The sequence below is a fragment of the Cupriavidus sp. MEYA8 genome (assembly GCF_059278825.1).
This window is the reverse complement of sequence record NZ_CM181221.1, coordinates 1836030-1860929: the sequence shown is the minus strand read 5'-3', so window position 1 is coordinate 1860929 and position 24900 is coordinate 1836030. Positions and strand designations below refer to the sequence as shown.

At 66.9% G+C, this 24900-nt stretch carries 21 protein-coding genes; 11 read left to right on the top strand and 10 right to left on the bottom strand.

Annotated elements, in window-relative coordinates:
* Window positions 1-7: 7 nt before the first annotated feature.
* The 3 genes from AC5WJ1_RS08530 to AC5WJ1_RS08520 all read right to left on the bottom strand — a co-directional run bounded on the left by AC5WJ1_RS08530 (window position 8) and on the right by AC5WJ1_RS08520 (window position 5021).
* Complete coding sequence (locus tag AC5WJ1_RS08530) at window positions 8-3154, bottom strand: efflux RND transporter permease subunit (RefSeq protein WP_494476022.1); 3147 nt, start codon at window positions 3152-3154, stop codon at window positions 8-10.
* The gene (locus tag AC5WJ1_RS08525; protein ID WP_195427661.1) at window positions 3151-4278 is read right to left on the bottom strand and encodes an efflux RND transporter periplasmic adaptor subunit; all 1128 of its coding nucleotides are present in this window, start codon (window positions 4276-4278) and stop codon (window positions 3151-3153) included. The genes AC5WJ1_RS08530 and AC5WJ1_RS08525 overlap by 4 nt, the downstream gene beginning before the upstream one ends.
* A gap of 125 nt (window positions 4279-4403) precedes the next feature.
* A complete protein-coding gene (locus AC5WJ1_RS08520) occupies window positions 4404-5021 on the bottom strand; it encodes a TetR/AcrR family transcriptional regulator (RefSeq protein WP_494476021.1) in 618 nt (205 codons plus the stop codon).
* Between the two features lie 93 nt (window positions 5022-5114).
* Here AC5WJ1_RS08520 and AC5WJ1_RS08515 point away from each other — a divergent pair, with 93 nt between their 5' ends.
* Window positions 5115-6560 (top strand): efflux transporter outer membrane subunit, encoded by a 1446-nt coding sequence (locus tag AC5WJ1_RS08515; protein WP_133096214.1) that lies wholly within the window; start codon window positions 5115-5117, stop codon window positions 6558-6560.
* Window positions 6561-6659: 99 nt separating this feature from the next.
* Here the strand turns inward: AC5WJ1_RS08515 and AC5WJ1_RS08510 are convergent, their stop codons facing one another.
* Window positions 6660-6965, bottom strand: coding sequence for a hypothetical protein (locus AC5WJ1_RS08510; RefSeq protein ID WP_133096213.1), 306 nt, complete (start codon window positions 6963-6965; stop codon window positions 6660-6662).
* A 147-nt stretch (window positions 6966-7112) separates the two neighbouring features.
* On the opposite strand from AC5WJ1_RS08510, the gene ppk1 reads away from it, so the two are divergent.
* A complete protein-coding gene (gene ppk1 / locus AC5WJ1_RS08505; protein WP_494476020.1) occupies window positions 7113-9248 on the top strand; it encodes a polyphosphate kinase 1 in 2136 nt (711 codons plus the stop codon).
* 57 nt (window positions 9249-9305) lie between these two features.
* Here ppk1 and AC5WJ1_RS08500 read toward each other — a convergent pair whose 3' ends face one another.
* On the bottom strand, window positions 9306-9707 hold the full coding sequence (locus tag AC5WJ1_RS08500; protein WP_133096211.1) for a hypothetical protein: 402 nt from the start codon (window positions 9705-9707) through the stop codon (window positions 9306-9308).
* Between the two features lie 254 nt (window positions 9708-9961).
* Between AC5WJ1_RS08500 and AC5WJ1_RS08495 the strand changes: the two genes are divergently transcribed.
* The 6 genes from AC5WJ1_RS08495 (at window position 9962) to AC5WJ1_RS08470 (ending at window position 15618) form a co-directional block, all read left to right on the top strand.
* Window positions 9962-10468, top strand: coding sequence for a DUF1993 domain-containing protein (locus AC5WJ1_RS08495; protein ID WP_434032660.1), 507 nt, complete (start codon window positions 9962-9964; stop codon window positions 10466-10468).
* Between the two features lie 344 nt (window positions 10469-10812).
* The gene (gene queE, locus AC5WJ1_RS08490) at window positions 10813-11460 is read left to right on the top strand and encodes a 7-carboxy-7-deazaguanine synthase (RefSeq protein WP_494476019.1); all 648 of its coding nucleotides are present in this window, start codon (window positions 10813-10815) and stop codon (window positions 11458-11460) included.
* A gap of 129 nt (window positions 11461-11589) precedes the next feature.
* Window positions 11590-12066, top strand: a complete 477-nt coding sequence (gene queD / locus AC5WJ1_RS08485) for a 6-carboxytetrahydropterin synthase QueD (protein WP_135705302.1) — start codon at window positions 11590-11592, stop codon at window positions 12064-12066.
* Window positions 12067-12074: 8 nt separating this feature from the next.
* A complete protein-coding gene (tadA, locus tag AC5WJ1_RS08480; RefSeq protein ID WP_195427664.1) occupies window positions 12075-12737 on the top strand; it encodes a tRNA adenosine(34) deaminase TadA in 663 nt (220 codons plus the stop codon).
* On the top strand, window positions 12734-13693 hold the full coding sequence (gene ldcA, locus AC5WJ1_RS08475; RefSeq protein WP_195427665.1) for a muramoyltetrapeptide carboxypeptidase: 960 nt from the start codon (window positions 12734-12736) through the stop codon (window positions 13691-13693). Before tadA ends, ldcA begins: the two co-directional genes overlap by 4 nt.
* A gap of 302 nt (window positions 13694-13995) precedes the next feature.
* Window positions 13996-15618 carry an ABC-F family ATPase gene (locus AC5WJ1_RS08470; RefSeq protein WP_133096205.1) on the top strand — a complete coding sequence of 541 codons (1623 nt, stop codon included), beginning with the start codon at window positions 13996-13998 and terminating at the stop codon, window positions 15616-15618.
* A gap of 73 nt (window positions 15619-15691) precedes the next feature.
* Here AC5WJ1_RS08470 and AC5WJ1_RS08465 read toward each other — a convergent pair whose 3' ends face one another.
* The gene (locus tag AC5WJ1_RS08465; protein ID WP_494476018.1) at window positions 15692-16306 is read right to left on the bottom strand and encodes a hypothetical protein; all 615 of its coding nucleotides are present in this window, start codon (window positions 16304-16306) and stop codon (window positions 15692-15694) included.
* Between the two features lie 215 nt (window positions 16307-16521).
* Here AC5WJ1_RS08465 and AC5WJ1_RS08460 point away from each other — a divergent pair, with 215 nt between their 5' ends.
* The 3 genes from AC5WJ1_RS08460 to AC5WJ1_RS08450 all read left to right on the top strand — a co-directional run bounded on the left by AC5WJ1_RS08460 (window position 16522) and on the right by AC5WJ1_RS08450 (window position 21324).
* Entirely contained in the window at window positions 16522-17952 is a 1431-nt protein-coding gene (locus AC5WJ1_RS08460) for an aldehyde dehydrogenase family protein (RefSeq protein ID WP_494476017.1), read from the top strand.
* Window positions 17953-18046: 94 nt separating this feature from the next.
* Complete coding sequence (locus AC5WJ1_RS08455) at window positions 18047-20494, top strand: penicillin acylase family protein (RefSeq protein WP_135705298.1); 2448 nt, start codon at window positions 18047-18049, stop codon at window positions 20492-20494.
* A gap of 122 nt (window positions 20495-20616) precedes the next feature.
* Complete coding sequence (locus AC5WJ1_RS08450) at window positions 20617-21324, top strand: glutamine amidotransferase (protein ID WP_133096201.1); 708 nt, start codon at window positions 20617-20619, stop codon at window positions 21322-21324.
* Window positions 21325-21407: 83 nt separating this feature from the next.
* Here the strand turns inward: AC5WJ1_RS08450 and AC5WJ1_RS08445 are convergent, their stop codons facing one another.
* From AC5WJ1_RS08445 to AC5WJ1_RS08430, 4 genes are all read right to left on the bottom strand, one after another.
* Complete coding sequence (locus tag AC5WJ1_RS08445) at window positions 21408-21659, bottom strand: DUF1289 domain-containing protein (RefSeq protein WP_255519699.1); 252 nt, start codon at window positions 21657-21659, stop codon at window positions 21408-21410.
* Window positions 21660-21747: 88 nt separating this feature from the next.
* Window positions 21748-22359, bottom strand: a complete 612-nt coding sequence (locus AC5WJ1_RS08440) for a PPC domain-containing DNA-binding protein (protein WP_135705295.1) — start codon at window positions 22357-22359, stop codon at window positions 21748-21750.
* 55 nt (window positions 22360-22414) lie between these two features.
* Window positions 22415-23572, bottom strand: a complete 1158-nt coding sequence (locus AC5WJ1_RS08435; RefSeq protein ID WP_494476016.1) for an alpha-hydroxy acid oxidase — start codon at window positions 23570-23572, stop codon at window positions 22415-22417.
* A gap of 40 nt (window positions 23573-23612) precedes the next feature.
* On the bottom strand, window positions 23613-24890 hold the full coding sequence (locus tag AC5WJ1_RS08430) for a TRAP transporter large permease (RefSeq protein ID WP_135705293.1): 1278 nt from the start codon (window positions 24888-24890) through the stop codon (window positions 23613-23615).
* Between the last annotated feature and the right edge of the window lie 10 nt (window positions 24891-24900).

Here is a 24900-nt window from a genome sequence, read left to right as displayed (position 1 = left end):
GCCCGGGTCATGCGGTGCTCGCGGGAGTGCCCGCGCCACCGTCGTCAATATCCGCGCGATGCAGCGCGATCGCAGGCTTGCCGGGATCCCTCTCGCTGGCATCGGCAGGCACCCTGATCCGGTACCAGATGGCATACATCGCCGGCAGGAACACCAGCGTCAGCGCCGTGCCGGCAAAGGTGCCGCCGATCAGCGTGTAGGCCAGCGTTCCCCAGAACACCGACTGGGTCAGCGGAATGAAGGCCAGGATTGCGGCCAGCGCGGTCAAAAGCACCGGACGGGTACGCTGCACCGTCGCTTCGACGACCGCGTCGAACGGCGCCATGCCCGCCTGCTTGTTCTGGTGGATCTGTCCGATCAGGATCAGCGTGTTGCGCATCAGGATGCCGGACAGCGCGATCAGCCCCACCAGGGCGTTGATCCCGAACGGCTGCCGGAACAGCAGCAAGGTCGGCACGACGCCGATCAGTCCGAGCGGGCTGGTGGCAAGCACCATGACCATGGCGGAGATCGAACGCACCTGCAGGATGATGATCAGCAAGGTCAGGGCCAGCATGATGGGGAACAGCGGCAGCAACGCCTTGGTGGCCTTGTCGGATTCCTCGATGGCGCCTGCCTGCTCGATCCGGTAGCCTGCCGGCAGCTTTGCGAGGATCGGCTCCAGTTGCTGCCGGATCGACGCGGACACATCGGGCGGCTGCAATCCCTCGGCGATATCGCCGCGTACCGTGATCGTCGGCGTACGGTCGCGGCGGCGCAGGATCGGATCTTCCATGCGCACGTCGACGGTGCCAACCTGGGACAGCGGAATGCGCTGTCCTGCCGCGCCGGTCAGCGTGAAGCCGGAGATCTTCGCCGGATCCAGGCGTATGTCTCCCGCGGCGCGCGCCAGCACCTGCACCGAGCGGATGTCCTCGCGCACTTCAGTGACCGGCAAGCCGTTGAGGAGAAGCTGCAATTGCTGCGCGACGCTGCTGGAAGTCAGGCCTACGGCCTGCAAGCGATCCTGCTGCAGCGTGAAGTGCAAGGCCGGCGCACGCGATCCCCAGTCGGTATTGACGGTTCTCATCTGCGGACTGTTCTCCATCACGCGGCGCACGTCCGCCGCAATCGCACGCAGCTTGTCCGGATCCGGCCCTGCGACGCGGAATGCCACCGGGAAGGGCGAGTAAGGGCCGAATACCAACTGGCTGACGCGCACGCGCGCCTCGGGGGCCAGCCCGTCGGCAATGGCCTGGCGCAGGCGGGCCTTCAGCGCTTCGCGTTCGGCCTGGCTGTCGGTCCGCACCACGAGCTTTGCAAAGGAGGGATCCGGCAGTTCCGGCGACATGGCGAGATAGAAGCGGGGCGCGCCCTGGCCCACGTAGGCCGTCACGATCTTCGCCTCCGGCTGGCGGGCGAGCCAGGCTTCCACCTTGGCCGTGGCCGCGCTGGTCCGGGCAATCGCGCTGCCATAGGGCATCTGTACTTCGACCAGCACCTCGGGGCGGTCGGAGGTCGGGAAGAACTGTTTCTTCACGATGTCCATGCCCAGCACCGACACTACGAAGCCGCCCACCACCACCGCGGCCACGATCCACTTGCGCCGGATGACGCGCCCCAGCAGGCGCCGGAAACGGTTGTAGTTCGGCGTGCCATAGATGGCATCGTGGCCGCCTTCGGCCTTGCCGATCTCGGGCAGCAGCTTGACGCCCAGGTAGGGCGTAAAGGCGACGGCGACGATCCAGGACACGACCAGGGCAATGCCCACGATCCAGAACATGTTGCTGGTGTATTCGCCGGCCGTGGAGCGCGCAAAGCCGTTGGGCATGAAGCCCACCGCCGTGACCAGCGTGCCGGACAGCATCGGCGCGGCGGTGTGGCTCCAGGCATAGGCGGAGGCGGCAATGCGGCTGTAGCCTTCCTCCATCTTGACCACCATCATCTCGATCGCGATGATGGCGTCGTCAACCAGCAGGCCCAGCGCCAGGATCAGCGCGCCCAGGGTAATGCGGTCGAAGTTCTTGCCCGTGGCCGCCATGACGACGAACACCGCGGCCAGCGTCAGCGGCACGGCGGCCGCCACGACGATGCCGACGCGCCAGCCCATGCTCGCGAAGCACACTACCAGCACCACCAGCAGCGCGACGAAGAACTTGACCATGAACTCGTCGACCGATGCGCTGATGTTGACGGACTGGTCGGTCACCTTGGCCAGGCTCATGCCCAGCGGCAAGGCTTCATTGATCGCCGACACTTCCGCATCCAGCGCCTTGCCGAGGTCCAGGCCGTTCCAGCCGTCGCGCATCACGACGCCCAGCAGCAGCGCGGGTTCGCCGTTGTTGCGGACGAGGAAGGTCGCCGGGTCCTCATAGCCGCGTTCCACCGTGGCGACATCCGAAAGCTTGAGGGTGCGGCCCTGCGCCACCACCGGCGTGTCGCGGATCTTCTGCAGCTTGTCGAAGGCGCCGTCGAGGCGGATGAAGACTTGCGGACCCGCGGTGTCGATCGACCCGGCGGGGGTAAGCGCGTTCTGGCTGTTCAGCGCCGCGAAGATGTCCTGCGGCGAGATGCCCAGCGTGGCCAGGCGGTCATGGGAGAAGCTGACGAAGATGCGCTCGGACTGTTCGCCGATGATGTTCACCTTCTTCACGCCCGCGACGTGCAGCAGGCGCTGGCGCAAGGCTTCGGCGTCGCGCACCAGGGCCCGCTGCGGTTCGCCCTTTGCCTTCAATGCGAACAGCGCGAAGGTCACGTCCGAATATTCGTCGTTGACGAGCGGGCCGATCACGCCGGCAGGCAGCGTGGCGGACTCATCCCGGATTTTCTTGCGCGCCTGGTAAAACTCTTCCTGGACCTCCGCTGGCGGGGTGCTGTCGAGCAGCGTTACGGTGGTGAACGCCAGGCCGGGCCGCGTGTAGGTCTCCGTGCGGTCGTACCAGCGCAATTCCTGCATGCGCTTTTCCAGCCGTTCGGCCACCTGGTCCTGCATCTCCTGCGCCGTCGCTCCCGGCCACGCCGTGATGACGGTCATGGTCTTCACCGTGAAGGCGGGATCTTCCGCGCGGCCCAGCTGGAAAAAGGCGATGACGCCTGCCACGGACACCAGGATGATCAGGAACAGCGTGACGGATCGCTCGCGCACCGCGAGCGCGGAAAGGTTGAAACCACTCATTGCTGCGCTCCCTCGCCCGAAGCCTGCGTGGCGCGGGGCCCGATTGCCGCGATCCGTACCTGCTCGCCCTCGCGCAGCAGGTGGGCACCCAGCGCAATGATCCGGTCGCCGGCCCGGAGGTCGCCCGCCACGCGCGCGGCATCGTCGTCCAGGCTGCGTACCTTGACCGGGCGCCAGCTGACGCGATTGGACTTTCCGTTCAGCACCCACACGCCCGGGCCCTTGCCCGGATCGAAGATCGCGCCGATCGGTACCTGCAGGTCGGCCTGCGTCGCAGCGCGGCGGACTTCCGGGATCCGGAGGATCACGGTCGCTCCGAGCGGGGCCTCGGCCAGCGCGCCTTCGAGCACGTACCTCGCTTCGTAGGTGCGGGTTTGCCGGTCCGCCGCGCTGGAAAGCTGCCGCAGCCTTGCCGGCACCGTCAGCGTGTCATTGCCGTAGAGGGTCGCCTCGCCGACCGAGCCCACCGGCGGCAGCAGGGTTTCCGGGAGGTGGACGACGGCCTCGCGCCGCCCCGCATGCGCCACGCGCACCACCACCTGGCCGGCGTTGACGACCTGCCCGGCATCGGCCAGCGTTTCCACGACAACGCCGTCGGCGTCAGCGGCCAGGACCGCGTAGCCGGTGGCATTCCTTGCCACGTCGGCCTGGGCTTCCGCTGCCTTGAGCTGGGCCCTGGCCGATTCCGCCGCGGCCCTGATCTGGTCGTAGGCCGAGGCCGATACCGCGCCGGTCCCGACCAGGTCCCGATAGCGGGCTTCGTCCTCCGCCGTTTGCCTGGCCCGTGCGCGCGCGGCAACTACCGTCTCCTGCTGCGCGTGCGCTGCCAGCTTCAGGTCGTTCGGGTCGATGCGCATCAGGGGCTGGCCGCGCTTGACGGCCTGACCCGTATCGACAAGCCGCTCCAGGACTTTGCCGGAGACTCGAAAGCCCAGGTCGCCCTGGACCCGCGCGGCAACGGTCCCGGTGAAAGAACGCGTCGCGGCGGCCGGGTCCTGGACGACTCCGACCCGGACCAGCGGGGGCTGGACGCGGGGATCGGGCGCCGGCGGCCCGCCGCAAGCAGCTAGAACAAGTGGCAACACGCACGCGGCGGCGGATGAAGCGATTCGGCGCTGAAGCATAAGGTCCTCTCTACGCGAGACTGGACCTGAATTATTGTTCGTGTGACCAGTTTAGTCAATGGTCACAAAGCGGTCGCAATGATGGAGCGGCGACGACGCCGCTTGGGGAGATTTTTTTACGTCGCTTACGGAGCCAGGCTGCGCAGTATCAGGCTGGAAAGCTGCGCGTGAGCCTCTGCGGCAACGTCGAGGTTGTGCTGCAGCAGCAGCGGATCGATGTAGGGACGCATGACGAGGTAGATGCCGTTGACGGTCTCGTCCAGCGGTGTCTTGCGCTCGAACTCCCCGGATTTCCGCCCCTCCAGGATGATCCGCATCACGACAGCCCGGATGTGGTCCTCATAGGCGAGAACCGGCTGCCACCGCTCCTGCGCGGCCGCCGCGGCAATCGCGTAGAGCTTGCGGTCCTGGAAGAACAGGCGCACGCCTGCATCGACCAGCGTCTTGAACAGCCGCCGCAAGCATTCCGACGCTGTCGGCACGGCAGCAAGGGTCTCGTCGACCTCGGTGGTGATCGCGCCCAGGCAGTTGGCGCAGATCACTTCACCGATCGCCTGCTTGGAACCGAAGAACTTGTAGATGTATGCCTTGGAGAACCCGATCGCCTTGGCGAGGTCGGAAACCGTCGTCTTCTCGTAGCCATAGAGGCTGAAGTGCTCGGTAGCCGCCTCAAGGATCTGGGAGCGGACATTGTGGTCTGCGGGGCCGCGGGAAGGCAGGGCAGAGGGTGTGGTTTCGGTCATTCGGTCAGCTTACCGTGGCAGATGATCATTGACAACCAGTGACCATTTTATAATATAGTCACACCTCCGATCGTTTCCGAGTACCCAACCTCCATGCTTTTTCCTCGCTCTCTAACCCTGCTGCTGAGTGCCGGCGTCATGGCGGGTTGCGCTGTCGGCCCTGACTATAGAAAGCCGGACGTGCCGGTTTCGGAACGCTACCTGGGAAAGCCCGGCGTCGAACAGAGGCAGGCCTCGCCGCCGGCCGAGCTGACGACGTGGTGGGAAGGTTTCGGCGACCCCGTGCTGACCCGCCTGGTGTCGCTGGCGTTAGCGCAGAACCTGGACCTGGCGCAGGCGTCGGCGCGCGTCGCCCAGGCACGCGCGGGACTCGGCACGGCCACTGCGGCCTTGCTGCCGTCCGGCAGCGTCAGTGCGCAGGCGGGGCGGAGCTACCAGTCGGTCGAGACGCCGCTTGGCAAGCTGCTGAATGCCACGCCGGGCTTTGACAGGTATGGCAACCTCTACGAGGCAAACCTCGGCGCCGGCTGGGAACTGGACGTCTTCGGCGGACTGCGCCGCGGGCGCGAAGCCGCGCTGGCGGAGTACCAGGCCTCGACCGCGGGCGCGGCCGCGACGCGCCTCGCGGTGGCCGCGCAGACGGCGGATCTCTACATCACTGTGCGTGGATTGCAGACCCGTCTCGGCATCGCCAGGCGGCAAATGGAGACCCAGCAGAAATTGCTCTCCACGGTTGGGCTGCTGTTCGGCAAGGGCCTTGCCGCCGAGCTGGAAGTCCGGCAGGCCGAAGGCGCGCTGGCCCAGGTCAGCGCCACCGTGCCGGTGCTGGAAACAGGGCTCGATGCGGCGTTGAACGCGCTCGACGTGATGCTGGGTGTTCCGCCGGGCACGTACCGCGCCGAACTCGGCGGTGCCGGAACGATTCCCGCAGCGCCGCAGCTCGCCGGTACGGGTTCGCCGGCGGACCTGCTGCGACGCAGGCCGGATCTCATTGTCGCGGAGCGCCGGCTGGCGGCGGCCAACGCTCGCATCGGTGTCGCCATTGCCGAGTACTACCCCAAGTTCTCGCTCAGCGCCCTGTTGGGCAGCGCCACGACCGTGGCCGGCGGCAACCTGTTTTCCGCGGGCGCGAGCCAGGCGGCGGGCGTGCTGGGCTTGCGCTGGCGCCTGTTCGATTTCGGCCGCATCAACGCCCAGATCGACCTGGCCCGCGGCCAGGAGGCGGAAGCGCTGGCGGCATACCGGCAGGCCGTGCTGCGTGCGACCGAAGACGTCGAAAATGCCTTCTCCGCCCTGGTCAGGCGTGAAGACCAGGCCGGCACGCTGGCGCAGGGCGAAGCCTCGCTGACGCAGGCGCGAAACGCCTCGCTTGCCGCCTACCAGAAGGGTGTCGTACGCCTGATCGAGGTGCTGCTAGCCGACGAGAGCCTGCTGCGGACGTCCGATGCCAGGGCGCAGGCGCAGACCGAATCCGCCCGCGCCGCCGTGGCGGCATTCAAGGCGCTGGGCGGCGGTTGGGAGCCGGCAACCGCCTTGTAAGGCATAACTGCAGCACGGATTCTGGCAAGCAGGCAACGCCTGGGATTCCTGAATTAACAACATAATGAAAAAGCCCCGGCGAAATCATTAATACGGCCGCTAGTGAGAAGCCGGACTCGCGCCCTCAGTTTCACGCAACTTTTGCAAGGACCTGGTCAGCCTGGCGCCATGCCCGCTGTCCGCGGCCAGCAGCAGCGTTTCGATGCTCGACTCGAGGTCTGTCAGTTCAGTAGCTCCCGGCCTGGCGGCCTTCATCTCCTGAAACTCCTTGCAGATCCGCTTGGCCAGTTTGTGGACAAACTCGGGGTCAAGATCACCTTGCCCCACGGCATGCCTGATGTGCTCGATTAATCTCGCCAGGCCTTCTGGCGTGGTCTCGCTCGCATATGATATTTCCTGTGTCATTGGCAACTCCATTGGGCAGGTCGGATTATTCTAGGACGAGGCTGCTGCGCAGGGATTGCATTTTTCGCGAACGCCAGAGTCAGAATCGCGCCGATATGCGCGATACGCCAGCTAGAATCTGGAAAGAACTCTCTTCGGCACGGAATCATGAAACGCGAATCCAGCTTCATGCAGCACGGGTCGCCGGGTGCTCGGGGCGCGGGGCGCCCGGGCCCTCTGGTGGATGAGGAGAGCTTGCCCAATGGCAATGAGTTCTATATCAACCGCGAACTCAGCCAGCTGGAATTTTTCAGCCGCGTCCTGCAGCAGGCGGCCGATCCCGCCATTCCGCTGCTCGAGCGCCTGCGTGCGCTGTGCACCTTCAGCAGCAACCTGGATGAGTTCTACGAAATCCGCGTGGCGGGCCTGAAGGAACAGTGCGCGCTTCAGTCGCCGGTAGTCGGCCCCGACGGGCTTACGCCGCAGGTCGTCTATGCCGCGGTCAACCAGCGGGTGCGTGAATTGGTCGACCAGCAGTATCGCCTTTTCAATGACGTGTTGATCCCAGCCATGGCAGAGCAGCAGATCTGCTTTTTGCGACGGCCATCGTGGAACGCCGTGCAGCAGGCCTGGATTCGCGATTTCTTCTTCGTCGAGCTGATGCCGGTCCTGACACCCATCGGGCTGGATCCCGCGCATCCGTTCCCGCGCATTCTCAACAAGAGCCTGAACTTCGCGGTTGAGCTGGAGGGCAAGGATGCGTTCGGCCGCAACTCCGGCAATGCGATCGTGCAGGCGCCACGGGCGCTGCCACGTGTCATCGCACTGCCCGCTGACGTTTCGGGGTGCGAGCATGGCTTCGTCTTTCTCTCGTCCATCCTTCACGCCCATGTCGGCGAGCTTTTCAGCGGTATGTCGATACGGGGCTGCTATCAGTTCCGTGTGACCCGGAACAGCGAATTGTTCGTGGACGAGGAAGAAGTCAAGAACCTGCGCGAGGCGCTGCAAGGCGAACTGCCGCACCGCCATCTTGGCGACGCGGTCCGGCTGGAAGTCGCGGACAACTGCACCCCGGCAATGACGACATTCCTGCAGGAACAGTTCGGGCTGGCGCCGGGCGAAGTATTTTCGGTCAACGGGCCGGTCAACCTGGTTCGCCTGATGCAGGTGCCGGACCAGGTCGACAGGCCGGAGCTGAAATACACGCCTTTCCGGCCCGGCGTGCCGAAGATATTGAGGGAGCATGCCGACGTCTTCCGCGCCATGCGCGACGGCGACATCCTGCTGCACCATCCGTTCCAGTCATTTGCACCGGTCGTCGATTTCGTCAGGCAGGCGGCACAGGATCCCGATGTCGTGGCGATCAGCCACACCGTGTATCGCGCCGGGCACGACTCGGTCCTGTTGTCGGCACTCATCGAGGCTGCGCGCAACGGCAAGGAAGTCACCGCCGTGGTGGAATTGCTGGCCCGCTTCGACGAGGAGGCGAATATCGGCTGGGCGGCGCAACTGGAGGCAGTCGGCGCGCATGTTGTCTACGGCGTCGTCGGTTTCAAGGCGCACGCCAAGATGGTCATGGTGTTGCGCCGGGAGGGGGGGAAGCTCAGGCGCTATGTCCATCTCGGCACGGGAAACTATCACCTCGAGACCTCGCGCGCTTATACGGATTTTGGATTGCTGACCTGCAACGAAGCGCTGACGCAGGACGTGGCACAAGTCTTCAGCCAGCTGACCGGGCGCGGGCAGACGCACAGCATGACCCATATCTGGCAATCGCCGTTTACCATGAAGAAGCAGTTGCTGGCGGCGATCCGATGCGAAGCCGAGCACGCCAAGGCCGGGCGCAAGGGAAGGATTATCGCCAAGATGAATGCACTGCTGGAGCCGGAACTGATCCAGGCGCTATACGATGCCTCGCGTGAAGGCGTGCGTATCGACCTGATCGTCAGGGGCGCCTGCGCACTGCGGCCGGGCGTTGCCGGCCTGTCGGAGCACATCGCAGTGAAATCGGTCATGGGCCGGTTTCTCGAGCACTCGCGCATCTTCTACTTTCACGACGGCGGGGCGGAGAAGGTCATGCTGTCCAGCGGCGAATGGATGGAACGAAGCCTGTCCCGGCGGATCGAGATCTGTTTTCCCATCCTGGATCCCCGGCTGAAGGGGAGGGTCATTGCCGAAGGGCTGAAGCCGTACCTTTCCGACCGGCGCGACACGTGGGTGATGACGCCTGGCGGGACCTATGAACGTCAGCTTGCACAGGACGGCGAGGCAGCGCAGAACATGTTGCTGTCGGCGCTGACCTGAGTGCCCGTTCGACGGTTCGACGAACAGGGCGGGGTGAAATGGGGCGTCCCGCGCGCTTCAGGCCCCACCCAGCAGGTCGTGCGCATCGACGATCGCATAGGCGATCTCCGGATGCTGCTCCATGCTGCGCCGGATGGCCGCGGGAATGGACTGGCGGATCTTGCGGCACAGGCCCGGCTGTTCCTGCACCTGGATATTGATGCCGCGCACCGTCTTCACGCCGCGCGCGCTGGGCGTGATGGTCAGCACGATATTCAGCTGGGCCTGCATCAGGCCCTCCATGCGGCGCAGTTCGGCCAGGCTGGTCAGATTCTCGAGCCGCTCGACCAGGCGCTTTTCCTCGGCGCGGGTGAGCCGCAGCACGCGCAGGTCGGCGCCGGGATCACTCAACAGCGCTTCGCGCCCGCAGATGCAGGCGCCCGGCGGGCACTCCGTGCGAAGGGGGAACGGCGCGTTCATGGGGGCGCGGCGGTGGCTCCGCCGGATTCCGGGGCGATGGCCAGATATGTTAAATCAGGTTGCCCGCCTGCGGCGCTCGAACCGTTGCGTTGCCCTCGGATGCGGCAAGAGACGCCGGCACTGCTGCAAGAATCGGTGGCAGGTTCTGCGGCAAAGGCCAATCCGTTCTATGCTCGCGGCAGGTTGCCAGGACAGCCTGCCGACCCCCGGCAATCACTACAACCGCGACCACACACGCCACACCAGGAGACCCCATGGCACTTTCGATGTACGACGTATCGATCCCGCCGTTTATCCGCGCCCTCGGCAACCTTGCCGCGATCCTCGACAAGGGCGCCGCGCACGCGCAGGCCCAGGGCATGGATCCGGCCGACTTGATCCAGACCCGGCTGATCGCCGACATGGATCCGCTGTCGGCGCAGGTCCAGCGCGCCAGCGACGCCGCCAAGGGCGCCGCGGCGCGGCTGGCGGGGATCGAGGTGCCATCGTTCGCCGACACCGAAACCTCGTTCCCCGAGCTGCAGGACCGCATCGCGCGCACCATCGTGTTCCTGGAGCAGATCACGCCGGCGCAGCTCGAGGGCAGCGAACAGCGCGTGATCGAACTGAAATTGCGGCAGGGGCCGGTGACGTTCGACGGCAAGTCGTACCTGCTGGGGTTTGCGCTGCCCAACTTCTATTTCCACGTGACCACGGGCTACGACATCCTGCGCCACAAGGGTGTGCAGATCGGCAAGCGCGACTACCTCGGGCTCAAGTAAGGTGCGGCCGGCGGGCGACGCGCGCGTCACGCCGGCCCTAGGCAAAAACCCTTAGCCCTCTGGTATACTCAGATGTTGTCCGAGCCGTGTCCGGAGCGGCCGGACGCAGCCTGCGACAGGCCACGGGGCGGATTCGACCCCTGCGCCGGAACCCGGTGCTTCCCGCCCGCGCTGCCAGCGATAGCCACGATCGTGCGCCCGCCCTGGACGGCATCGGTCCCGCCGATCGATCCGCCAAGACTGGCCCCTGGCCGAGCCCAACCATACCAATACACCCGGCCAGCCCGAAGGCTGCCGATATTCCGCTGCCATAATCCGTTTACGGTCCCAGAGAGACCTCACGCATGACTTACGCCGTCAAGGAAATCTTCTATACGCTGCAGGGCGAGGGCGCCAACGCCGGCCGCGCCGCGGTGTTCTGCCGCTTTGCCGGCTGCAACCTGTGGAGCGGCCGCGAAGAGGATCGCGCCAGCGCGGTATGCCAGTTCTGCGACACCGATTTCGTCGGCACCGATGGCACCCGCGGCGGCAAGTACCGCACCGCCGGGGAGCTGGCCGCGGTGGTCGCCTCGGAATGGCCGCAGGGCGCTGGTGGCAGGCCGCTGGGCAAGCCGCTGGTGGTGTGCACCGGGGGCGAGCCGCTGCTGCAGCTCGACGCGCCGCTGATCGATGCGCTGCATGAGCAGGGCTTCGAGATCGCGATCGAGACCAACGGCACCATTGCCGTGCCGCCCGGCATCGACTGGGTTTGCGTGAGTCCCAAGATGGGTTCCGAGCTGGTGGTCAGGGGCGGCGACGAGCTCAAGGTCGTGATCCCGCAGGCGGGCCAGGACTTTGCCGCATACGAGCAGCTTGATTTCGAGCATTTCCTGGTGCAGCCCATGGACGGCCCGCTGCAGCGCGAGAATACGGCCGCCGCGGTGGACTTCTGCCAGCGCCATCCGCGCTGGCGGCTGTCGCTGCAGACCCACAAGCTGCTGGGCATTCGTTGAGCGCGGCTCCGGGGTTTTGCCCCGGGTTTTGCTCAACGCTGGGCAAACGTACACAATAGAGGCTTCGGGCGCACGCGCGGCGCCCGTCCAACGCAGGCGGCCTGGACCACGGAAAGGGCGCCGCTACACATGAGCAAACAAGTTTCCATTACCCGCCGGCTGGAGTTCGACTCCGGCCACCGCATCCCGAACCACGGCGGCCAGTGCCGCAATATCCACGGCCACCGCTACCGGCTGGACCTGACGCTGTCGGGCGAGGTGCTGCATCGCGAAGGTGCCTCGGATGACGGCATGATCCTGGACTTCGGCGATATCAAGGCGCTCGCCAACGAGCACCTGGTCAACAAGTGGGACCACGCCTTCCTGATCTACCGCGGCGACACCGCGCTGCTGAACTTCCTGCAATCGATGGAAGGGCACAAGACAGTGGTGCTGGATGCCATCCCCACCGTCGAGAACCTGGCCCAGGTCGCCTTCGATATCCTGGCGCCGGTGTTCAAGGATTGCTTCGGCCACCACCTGCAGTTGACCAGGCTGGTGCTGTTCGAAACCCCCAATTGCTGGGCCGAAGTCAGCGCCCCGGCAGTGCTGCCGGCGCAAGACTGATCCTGCCGATGCCAGAGACGCCGCCGCTGCCGCCGATGCCACTGAGGGCCCCGCGCGCGCTGCCGGACGATCCGGCCGAGGCTGCCGCGCGCGATGCCCGCTACATGCGCGCCGCGCTGGAGGAGGCGCGCCTGGCCGAGGCCGCCGGCGAAGTGCCGGTCGGCGCGGTGGTGGTCTGGAACGACACCATCATCGCGCGCGGCCACAACCTGCCGATCCGCTCGGTCGATCCTTCCGCGCATGCCGAAATGCAGGCGCTGCGCGCCGCCGCGCAGGTGATCGGCAACTACCGCATGCCCGAGTGCGAGCTATACGTGACGCTGGAACCGTGCGCGATGTGCAGCGGCGCGATCCTGCATGCGCGGCTGCGCCACGTGGTATTCGGCGCCACGGATCCGAAGACCGGTGCCGCCGGCAGCGTGCTCAACCTGTTCGAGCACGCGCAGCTCAACCACCAGACCACCATCACCGGCGGCGTGCTGGCCGACACCTGCGGGCAGATGCTGAAGGATTTCTTCGGGGCCAGGCGCCGCGCACAGAGGGCTGCCCGCGGTGTTGCCGGCGGTGTCGGCGCCGATGTCGAGGCAGGCAGCGAGGCCGGAACCGACGCAGCCTGCGCCTGTCCGACCCGTCCCGAACCGAATACACAGAACAAAGCCAACGACGCATGAGCACGCCGAACAGCAGGCCGCCGCATACCGAAGTCCGACTGATTGCCTCGTCCGGCTATCCGCACGACGTCGCCGTTGCCGCGCGCGGCGTTGCCTGGCTCAAGCAGCACGGCTACCACACCACCAACCCCGACGTGCTGGCCCGGCGCTACCTGCGCTTCGGCGGCACCGACGCGGAGCGGCTGGCCGACCTGCATGCCATCGGCACCGGCGCGCCGCATGAGCTGACGCTGGCGGTGCGCGGCGGCTACGGCATCGCCCGGCTGCTGGCGCAGGTGGACTTCGCGCGCATCGCCGAACAGGCGCGCGCCAGCGCCACGCCCATCGTCGGGCACAGCGACTTCACGGCGTTCCAGCTCGCTTACCTGGCCGCGGCCGGCGGCATCAGCTTTTCCGGACCGATGCTGCTGGCGGACTTTGGCGCGGACAGCGTCGATCCGTACATGTGGGAGCACTTCGAAGGCATCCTGCGCGATCCGGCCTACCGGGTCGACGTGGCGGCGCCGCAGGCCGGCGGGCAGCCGTTCAGCGGCGAAGTGTCCGGCACGCTGTGGGGCGGCAACCTGGCCATGCTGTGCAGCCTGCTCGGCACGCCCTTCATGCCGCGGGTCGAGGGCGGGGTGCTGTTCCTGGAAGACATCAACGAGCCGCCGTACCGGGTCGAACGCATGCTGCTCCAGTTGCAGCAGGCCGGCGTGCTCGACACCCAGCGCGCCATCGTGCTGGGCGACTTCTCCAACTATCGCGTCACCGACTACGACAACGGCTACGACATGGACGCCGTGGTGGCCTACCTGCGCGACCAGCTGCCGATGCCGGTGCTGACCGGCCTGCCGTTCGGCCATTGCGCGCGCAAGCTGACGCTGCCGGTGGGCGCGCAGGTGCGGCTGGCCGCACGTGCCGACGGGTTTTCGATGGCGTTTTCCGGCTATCCGGTGCTGCCGCCGGCGGCCTGAGCGCTGCACGCGAAGCGCGGCCGCCACATGCAGGCCGCCAGGCGTTCATCGCCCCGCCTACGGATGCAAGGAACGCATCCGGATGGTAGAATACGCGGTTATTTCCTGACTTCCTGCCGGGTTCTCGCAAGAACCGGGCGCGGTCCCTGCCGCATCGCCAGCCATGGCTCCGGAATGCTCCGGACGGCGCGATGCCTGCCGGCAGGGCCGGCCCCTGAACGGCATGGGGTGCACCCCGGTGCAACAACCTGCGCAACGCGGCCAGTGCCGCGGCGCCACATTCTCCAGACAAGGTTCCAGACGTGCTTTCTACCGCAAACATCACCATGCAGTTCGGCCCCAAGCCGTTGTTCGAGAATATCTCGGTCAAGTTCGGCGAGGGCAACCGCTACGGCCTGATCGGCGCGAACGGCTGCGGCAAGTCCACCTTCATGAAGATCCTGGGCGGCGACCTCGAGCCGTCGTCGGGCAACGTCATGCTGGAGCCCGGCATCCGCCTGGGCAAGCTGCGCCAGGACCAGTTCGCCTATGAAGACATGCGCGTGCTGGACGTGGTGATGATGGGCCACACCGAGATGTGGGCCGCCGCGCAGGAGCGCGACGCCATCTACGCCAACCCGGAAGCGACCGACGAAGACTACATGAAGGCCGCCGAGCTGGAAGCCAAGTACGCCGAGTACGACGGCTACACCGCCGAGGCGCGCGCCGGCGAACTGCTGCTGGGCGTGGGCATCCCCACCGCGCAGCACCAGGGCCCGATGAGCGACGTCGCACCGGGCTGGAAGCTGCGCGTGCTGTTGGCGCAGGCACTGTTCTCGAACCCGGACGTGCTGCTGCTGGACGAACCGACCAACAACCTGGACATCAACACGATCCGCTGGCTGGAGACCGTGCTCAACGAGCGCAACTCCACCATGATCATCATCTCGCACGATCGCCACTTCCTGAACTCGGTCTGCACGCACATGGCCGACATGGACTACGGCACGCTCAAGGTCTACCCGGGCAACTACGACGACTACATGGAAGCGTCGATGCAGGCCCGCGAGCGCCAGATGGCCGCCAACGCGCGCGCCAAGGAGCGCATCTCCGAACTGCAGGACTTCGTGCGCCGCTTCTCGGCCAACAAGTCCAAGGCACGCCAGGCCACCTCGCGGGCCAAGCAGATCGAGAAGATCAAGGTCGAGGACATCAAGCCGTCGTCGCGCCAGAACCCGTTCATCCGCTTCGAGTTCGAGAAGAAGCTGCACAACCTGGCGGTCGAGGTGGAGAACGTCACCAAGAGCTACGACCGCAAGATCATCGACAGCCTGTCGATGGCGATCCAGGCCGGCGAGCGCGTGGCGATCATCGGCGAAAACGGTGCGGGCAAGACCACGCTGCTGCGCAGCCTGCTCAATGGCGCGGTGCAGACCGGCGTGCAGCGTGGCGTCGAGGTGGATCGCGGCTCGGTCAAGTGGGCCGAGAACGCCAATGTCGGCTACATGCCGCAGGACACGTACGAGGAATTCCCGGCGGATCGCGACGTGATGGACTGGATGAGCCAGTGGACGCAGGCCGGCGATGACGAAACCTCGCTGCGCGGCACGCTGGGCCGGCTGCTGTTCTCTGCCGACGACATCAAGAAGAACGTCAAGGTGCTGTCCGGCGGCGAGAAGGGCCGCATGATCTGGGGCAAGCTGATGCTGGGCCGCCATAACGTGCTGGCGCTGGACGAGCCGACCAACCACATGGACATGGAGTCGATCGAGTCGATGCAGATCGCGCTGGACAAGTTCCAGGGCACGCTGATCTTCGTGTCGCACGACCGCGAGTTCGTGAGCGGCCTGGCGACGCGCGTGATCGAAGTGCGCACCGACGGCACGCTGACCGACTACCTGGGCACGTATGACGAGTACCTGCAGTCGCAGGGGATCGACGGCTGAGTTTGCCTCATGCCGATGAAAAAGGGCCGCCTTCCGAGGCGGCCTTTTTGCTGTCTGGCGCGGGGATCGCCGCTTATCCGGCCACTGCCGGGAGGTCCTGTGCGATGGAGTCCAGCTCACGCAGGATCGCATGCGCCGTGATTTCGCCTTTGGCCCTGAGCATCGCCGCGTGCAGCGGCTCGCGCAGGGTCAGCAGCGCGGGCAGGTCCTGCGCTTTTTCCACCTTTACCTGCAGCATGTAGCCGCGCAGGCCCAGGTGCTGGCCGATGACGTCGGTATAGAAGTGGTAGAGGCGCTGGAACGCGTCGATCTCGGCGGCAGAGTGCGTCGGATGGGTCGTCTGTGCCGCGTCGGGCGTTGCCGCCGGCCCGTGCCGCATGGCGTACACCGAAAACAGGTTGGTATCCGCCGCCGCGGCCGAAGTGCGTGCCGGGGCATCCGGCGCGGCAGCCGCAGCCGCTAGCGCCGGTGCCGCCTCATGCACTGGCTCGACCAGCCCCTGGGCGGCCAGCATGTCGAGGGCATCGGGCCCGACCCCCATGCCTGCCATCTGCGCCAGCAGGTCCTGCCCGCGGCGCTCACCGTTGACCATTAACAGCAGCGCGCGCAGCTTGTGGTCCAGCTTGCGCGCGCGCGTCCTGATCTCGTCCTGTCCCGCATCCGTCTTGCGGTAGATCGGATCGACCATGTGTCTCGCTCCCTTGTTATGCCGGCCGTCCGTGCGAGCATCCCGTATCCGGGTGCGGCCGATTATCGCCATTTGATGAGAAGCGCCCGGTGCGGGGGCTGCCAGGGCTGGAAACATAGTCTCCAAACCGCTCTACAATGTGCGTGCACCATAAAAGTAACAAAAAATTGCGGTTGCTCATCCGTCAAACTCAGCACCAACCGAGAACTGTGGCCATGCAACAACGAGACAAACTCTTTATCAACGGCAAGTGGGTCGTGCCCCACGGTACCGGCACCATCGACGTCATTCATTCCAGCACCGAAGCGGTGATGGGGACCATCCCCGAAGGCTCGCCGCGCGACGCGGAAGCCGCCATCCAGGCCGCGCGCGCTGCCTTTGACGGCTGGGCGTCGACGCCCGCGTCGGTGCGCGCTGGCTATATCGCCAAAATCGCCGAAGGGCTGAAGGCGCGCAGCGAAGAACTGGCCCAGATGATCGCCGGCGAAGTCGGCATGCCGATCAAGCTGGCGCGCGCGATCCAGGTGGGCGGCCCGGTCTACAACTGGGGGCAGGCCGCCAAGCTGCTCGATACCTTCCCCTTCGAGGAAGAAGTCGGCAATTCGCTGGTGGTGCGCGAGCCGGTGGGCGTGGTGGCGGCGATCACGCCGTGGAACTACCCGCTCAACCAGATCACGCTGAAGGTTGCGCCGGCGCTGGCCGCGGGCTGCACGGTGGTGCTCAAGCCGTCGGAAGTGGCGCCGCTGAACGCCTTCGTGCTGGCCGAGGTGATCGAGGCCGCGGGCCTGCCGCCGGGTGTGTTCAACCTGGTGACGGGGTTTGGCCCGGTGGTGGGCGAGGTGCTGGCGAGCCATCCGGAGGTCGACATGGTGTCGTTCACCGGTTCGACCCGCGCCGGCAAGCGCGTGTCGGAGCTGGCGTCGCAGACGGTCAAGCGCGTTGCGCTGGAGCTGGGCGGCAAGTCTGCCTCGGTGGTGCTGGACGATGCCGACCTGCCGGCGGCGGTCAAGGGCACGATCAGCGCCTGCTTCCTCAACTCCGGCCAGACCTGCTCGGCGCATACCCGCATGCTGGTACCGCGCGCCCGCTACGACGAAGTGAAAGCGATCGCGCAGAAGGTGGTGGCCGGCTTTACCGTGGGCGATCCGCTGCAGGAAACCACCAGGCTCGGACCGCTGATCTCCGCCGTGCAGAAGGAGCGCGTCACCGGCTATATCCGCCGCGGGCTGGAAGAGGGCGCCGAACTGGTGGCCGGCGGCCCCGAGGCGCCGGAAGGGCTGGACCAGGGCTTCTTCGTCAAGCCGACCGTGCTCGGCAATGTCGAGCCGCGTGCCACCGTGGCGCAGGAGGAGATCTTCGGGCCCGTGCTGACGATCATCTGCTACGACACCGAGGAAGACGCGGTCCGCATTGCCAACGACAGCATCTATGGGCTGGGCGGCGGCGTCTGGTCCGGCGACGAGGCGCGTGCGATCCGCGTGGCGCGGCGCATCCGCACCGGCCAGGTCGACATCAACGGCGGGCCGTTCAACATGGCCGCTCCGTTCGGCGGCTACAAGCAGTCCGGCAACGGGCGCGAAGCCGGCAAGTACGGGCTGGAGGAATTCCTCGAATACAAGGCCCTGCAGTTGAGGAAGCCGGCCTGAGGCCTGCGCGACATGGGAAAATGCCCGGCCGGTCCGGGCATTTTTTGCATTGCCGCCGGGGTCACGCAACGATAACGATAAGAGGGGAGCAACGATGCGCTGGTTCGGTCGTCTGGCCAGGCTTGTGGGATGGCTGCTGGTGCTGGCGCTAGCCGGCACGGCGGGGGCCTTCATCTGGTATCGCCAGGCGGCCCAGCCGCCCGCATCCGGCACGGTCGCGCTGCCCGGCCTGCGTGGCCAGGTCACGGTGGTGCGCGATGGCAACGGCGTGCCGCAGATCCGTGCCGCCAGCAAGGCCGACGCATGGTTCGCGCTGGGCTATGTCCACGCGCAGGACCGGCTGTGGCAGATGCAGATGAACAAGCGCGTGGTGGCCGGCCGGCTCGCCGAGATCCTGGGGCCCTCCGCGCTCGATACCGACAGGTTCCTGCGCACGCTGGGCGTGAGGCGCAATGCCGAAGCGATCCTTGCGCAGGCCTCGCCGGAGACGCGGGCGGCACTGCAGGCGTACGCCGACGGCGTCAATGCGTGGATCGACCATCGGCAGGGACCGCTGCCGCCTGAATTCCTGTTGCTGCGCACGCAGCCGGAGCAATGGGAGCCGGCCGATACGCTCGGCTGGCAGACCATGATGGCCTGGGACCTGGGCGGCAACTGGAACCAGGAGACGCTGCGCATGCGACTGGCGCAGGTGCTGCCGGTGGCGCGCATCAGCGAGCTGCTGGCGCCGTACCCGGACGAGCAGCCGGTGCGCACCATGGACTACGGCCACCTGTACAAGCAACTGGCGCCGCTGGCGAATGCCATGGCCAGCGTCGGCGACAAGGCGCCGCCGGGCTATGTCGAGGGCATGGGCTCGAACAACTGGGTGGTCTCCGGCGCGCACACGCAATCAGGCAAGCCGATGCTGGCCAACGATCCGCACCTCGGCTTGCAGGCGCCGGCGCTGTGGTACTTCGCCCGCATGACCGCCCCGGGGCTCGACGTGGCCGGCGCCACGCTGCCCGGCATCCCGGTGGTCGTGCTCGGGCACAACGACCGCATCGCCTGGGGCCTGACCAATACCGCGCCGGACGTGCAGGACCTGTTTATCGAACGGCTGCGCCCCGGCAGCGAAACCCAGTACCAGACGCCGGACGGCTGGGCCACCTTCGAGACCCGCACCGAGACCATCCGCGTCAAGGGCGCGCCCGACGTGACGCTGAAGGTCCGCAGCACGCGCCACGGGCCGGTCATCTCGGACGTGGCCGAGCCGCTGTCCGCCGCGGCCGGGCCGCTTGGCGCGCAATACGTGGTTGCGTTCCAGTGGACCGCGCTGCGTCCGGACGACCGCACCTTCCAGGCCGGCATGAAGATGAACGAGGCGCGCGACTGGGCCAGCTTCACCGCCGCGCTGCGCGACTTCCATTCTCCGCAGCAGAACATCGTCTACGCCGATGTCGACGGCAATATCGGCTTTTTCGCGCCGGGCCGGGTGCCGCTGCGCCGCGCCGACAACGACCTGAAGGGCCTGGCGCCCGCGCCGGGCTGGGATGCGCGCTATGACTGGGCCGGCTTTATCCCGTTCGAGTCGCTGCCGCAGCGCTACAACCCGGCGGAAGGCGTGATCGTGACCGCCAACCAGCGCATCGTGCCGCCGGACTACCCCTACTTCATCACCAGCGAATGGACGGTGCCGTACCGCCATGACCGCATCCAGGCGTTGCTGGCGGCCACGCCCAGGCACACGTTCGACACCTTCGCCGGGATCCAGAAAGACGTGCTGTCGCTGGCGGTGCGCGACGTCTTGCCGCTGCTGCTGGCCGCACCGGTCAGCCACGACGGCGCACGGCCGGAGCGCGAGCGCGCGCTGCTCGATGCGCTGCGCAAGTGGGACGGCACCATGGACGCCGATCGCGCCGAGCCGCTGGTGGTCACCGCATGGCTGCGCGAGCTGTCGCGGCGGCTGTTCGAGGAAAAGGTCGGCGAAGCGATCTTTGTCCGGCTGTGGGACCAGCGCAACGTGCAACAGCCGATGATGAATATCCTGCGCGATCCCGGCAAGCTCGGGGCGTTCTGGTGCGACCGTCCGCATACGGGCCCCGCGGAAAGCTGCAACGACGCGATTGCCGATGCCTGGACCCAGGCGATGGCCGACCTGTCGCGCCGCTATGGCGAGGACCCGAAACGCTGGCGCTGGGGCGAAGCGCATACGGCCCGCTCCGAGCACAAGCCGTTCGGCAAGGTTGCGTACCTGTCGCCGCTGTTCAACCTGCGCGTGCCGACCGGCGGCGACACGTATACCGTCAATGTCGGCCGCCACAACCTGCGCGACGAGAAGGCGCCGTTCGAGAATACCCATGCCGCCAGCGTGCGGGCGCTATACGACCTGGCCGACCTGCCGGGATCGCGCTTCATGGATTCGACCGGGCAGTCCGGCAACGCGTTGCTGCCGCGCTACCGCGACTGGACCGGCAAATGGGCGGCGGTGGAGTACGTGACCATGCCCCTGGCACCCGCGCAGGCCGGCGCCCTGACACTGGTCCCGGCTGCGACAAATTAGCGCACGGTGGCGGCATGCCGTGCCGGGATGCCGCCCCGACAGGCAGTAAGGCGACGTGGATTTCTCGCGGCGTAGCCATTGGCGCTACCATGGGGGCCCTTTTCGATCGGCAGGAGCCGCCCATGGCCACGCGCACCACCCATGTAATCCAGCACCTAGCGTTCGAGCATGCGGGCGTGATCGGCAACGCGCTGCGCGCGCGCGGCCATGCGCTGCGGGCATTCCAGGCGGGCGTCGACGACCTGCGCCCCATCGTCGATGACCCGGCCGACCTGCTGCTGATCCTGGGCGGCCCGATCGGCGTCTATGAGACCGACGCCTATCCGTGGCTGGAAGGCGAAATCGCGCTGATCCGCCAGCGGCTGGCCGCCGGCGGCAAGATGATCGGGGTTTGCCTGGGAGCGCAGCTGATTGCGCGTGCCGCCGGTGCGCGCGTGTATCCCGGCACGCGCGAAATCGGCTGGGCGCCGATCGTGCCGACGCCGGCCGGACGGGATTCGGCGCTTGGCGAACTGGTTGGGGCCAACTGGGAAGTGCTGCACTGGCACGGCGATACCTTCGACCTGCCGCCCGGCGCCGAACTGCTGGCGTCCACCGCCGCGGTAACTAACCAGGCGTATGCCATCGGCAACCAGGTGCTGGCGCTGCAGTTCCATCCCGAAGTGATGCCGGCGGACATCGAGGCCTGGCTGGTCGGCCATACCGTCGAACTCGGCAAGGCCGGCATCGACCCGCGCACCATCCGTGCGCGAACGGCGGAAGTCGGCGCAAAGGTGGCGGCGGCGGGCGAACGGATGTTTGCCCGCTGGCTGGAGCAGGCGGGACTATGAGCACGGCAGCATTGCCGGTGCCGCCTGTGTGCCGGCCGTGATCGGCGCAGTGCTTGTCGCGAAGCGCGGCCGCCCCGTACGTTTCAGCCCTGCCGGAAGCGGCGGGCCGTGCTCTCGCGCGTGATGCGCTCCCACACCACCTGCTTTTCCTCATCGCTGAAGAAAACCCAGTTGCTGACCTCGGCCGCGGTGCGCCCGCAGCCCTGGCAGATCTCGTCGAACAGCGTGGAGCAGATGCCGATGCATGGGCTGTCCGGGCGGTCGGACAACGTGGAATCCGTGGCGCCGGTGTCCGGTTGGGGGCGGAACGGGGCGGATTCGGGAGACTGCGGCATGTTAACGGGCGGGTTGGGCTCAAACGGGGGGACATTATACGGGGTGGGACCGGCCGCCACCGGTCCCACCGTCCAATCCCGCAGCCCGTCAGTGGCTATCGCGCAGTCCCAGCACGTTCGCGCCGATCTTCGGGTCGATGCCGCGTTCCAGTTGTTGCGGATAGGCCGTCACCGTCACTTCCAGTGATCCGGTGCCGACCTCCATCGACAGGATATGGCCGCCGTACGTGTCGAAGCTGCTGTCACCGGCCACGCCATGCGCATGGATCGACGGCTTGCCTTCCTTCCACGCCAGGCTGCCGACGATGCTGGCCATCTCCACGTTGCGGAAGGTGCGCGGGTTGAACTGCTTCTTCGCGGCATCCCAGAAGCCGAACGTGACATTGGCGAAGCCGATCGCGGACAGGCTCGCGCTGGGCACCTTCTCGCAGATGGCAAAGGCTTCGATCTGCTCGAACACGTTGTCGCCCATGCGCAGCACCAGCAGGTAGCCGGTGGGGGTCTTGATGTAGCGCGGCACGCTGTCGCGGGGGTAGTTGGGGTTCTGGGCACGGGCGTCCAGTGCCGCCTTGCATTCGGCGGATGGCGCGGGCTGCGCCGCGGCTGCCGCGGGCATCAGGGCGACGGCGCCGACGGCGGTGGCTGCTGCAAACGTGGCGAGCGCCTGGCGGGCGCGCAGGGTTTTGCGAAGGATCATCATCTGTTGTCTCCTGTCTGGTTTGATTGCGTCTGGGTTTGTGGCTACGGCAAGAAAACTACGAGGCGGGCGGATGCGGCGGCAGCAGGATGTCCGTGCCGACCGAGCGGATGTCGGTGTGGCCGCAGAAGGCCATGGTCAGGTCGAGTTCCTTGCGGATGATCTCCAGCGCCCGCGTCACGCCGGCCTGTCCCATGGCGCCCAGCCCATACAGCATCGGCCGGCCGATATAGACGCCCCGGGCGCCGAGCGCGACCGCCTTCAGCACGTCCTGCCCGGAGCGGATGCCGCCGTCCATATGGACTTCGATGCGCTCGCCCACGGCTTGCGCGATGGCGGGCAGGGCGCGGATCGATGCCGGCGCGCCGTCGAGCTGCCGGCCGCCGTGGTTTGACACGATCAGCGCGTCCGCGCCCGACTGGCACGCGAGCCGCGCATCCTCGACATCCTGGATGCCCTTGAGCACCAGCTTGCCGGGCCAGCGGCGGCGGATCCACGCCACGTCGTCCCAGTCCAGCGTCGGGTCGTACTGGCGGCTCGACCAGTCGGCCAGCGAGGTCATGTCGTCGACGCCCTGCACATGGCCGATGATGTTGCCGAAGCTGCGGCGGCGCGTGCCCAGCATGCCCAGGCACCAGCGCGGCTTGCCCATCATGTCGAGCAGGTTCCACGGCGTCAGGCGCGGCGGCGCCGACAGGCCGTTGCGCAGGTCCTTGTGGCGTTGCGCGCTGACCGGCAGGTCCAGCGTCAGCACCAGCGCCGGGCAGCCCGCGGCGCGGGCGCGGTCCATCAGGCGTTCGACGAAGGCGCGGTCGCGCATCACATAGAGCTGGAACCAGAACGGATGCCCGCCGGTGGCCTCGGCCACGTCTTCGATCGAACAGATGCTGACCGTGGACAGCGTGAACGGCACGCCGAAATCGCGCGCGGCGCGGGCGGCCAGGATCTCGCCGTCGGCGTGCTGCATGCCGGCCAGCCCGGTCGGGGCGATCGCCACCGGCATGGCGACGTCCTGGTCCAGCATGCGTGTGGCGACGCGGCGCTCGCCGATATCCACGGCCACGCGCTGGCGCAGCAGGATGTTGCCGAACTCGCGCTGGTTGGCGCGGTACGTGGACTCGGTCCACGAACCGGAGTCGGCGTATTCATAGAACATGCGCGGCACCCGCTGCCGGGCGAGCCGGCGCAGGTCCTCGATCTCGTTGATGGATGGCATCTTGTGTCCTGCAAGGAAGAAAGATGGAGCGCGCCTGGCCTTAGTGCAGCCATGCGGCCGGCACCAGGATCAGTTGCGGGAACAGCACGAACAGGAACATCAGCGCGGTCAGGCTCAGCAGGAACGGCCAGACGCCGCCGATCACGCTGTCCAGGCTGCAGCGCGAAGTGCCCGCCACCACGTTGAGCACCGTGCCCACCGGCGGCGTCAGCAGGCCGATGGCGTTGTTGAGCACGAACATCACGCCGAAATACACCGGGTCGATGCCTGCCTTGGTGATCACCGGCATCAGGATCGGGGTCATGATCAGCACCGTCGGCATCAGGTCGAGCGCGGTGCCCACCACGATCACCAGGATCATGATGACGAACATCAGCAGGATCTTGTTGTCGATGAAGGGCTCGAGCAGGTCGGTCACCTGCGCCGGGATATTGGCGATGGTGATCAGCCATGCCGACACCAGCGCGCAGGCCACCAGGAACAGCACCGTGGCGGAGGTCTTGGCCGCGGTGACGATCAGTTCCGGCAGCGCGCGCAGCTTCAGTTCGCCGTAGACGAAGCGGCCGACCACCATGGCGTAGACCACGGCGACCACCGCCGCTTCGGTCGGCGTGAACGCGCCGATCTTCATGCCGCCGATGATCACCACCGGCAGCACCAGGGCCCAGATGCCGTCGAGCGCGGCCCTGGCCAGGCGGCGGGCATTGAAGGGCTCGGTGGGCGCGAGCTTTTCCTTGCGCGCACAGAAGTGCCAGGTGACGGCGAGGGTCAGGGCCATCATCGCGCCCGGCGCGATGCCGGCGAGGAACAGCTTGGTGATCGACACCTGCGCGACCACGCCAAACACCACGATGGCGATCGACGGCGGGATCACCGGCGCGATGATGCCACCCGCCGCGATCAGTCCCGCCGCGCGCGGCACGTTGTAGCCGGCGTTGCGCATCATCGGGATCAGCAGCGCGGCGACCGCGGCGGTATCGGCCACGGCCGAGCCGGAGATGCTGGCCACCACCGTCGCCGCGATGATCGCCACGTAGCCCAGCCCGCCACGGACGTGCCCGACCGCCGCGTCGGCGACGCGCACGATGCGCCGCGACAGGCCGCCGGCGTTCATCAGCTCGCCCGCCAGCATGAAGAACGGCACCGCCATCAGCGGATAGTTGTTGACGCCCTCGAGCATGTTCTGCGCGAGGATCTGCGTATCGAAGTTACCCAGGTGCAGCATCAGCGCGACCCCGGAAGCCAGCAGCGCAAAACAGATGGGCATGCCGAGCGACATTGCGCCCAGCAGCGAGCCGACAAAGACAAAGATGGTCATGGCAGGCTCC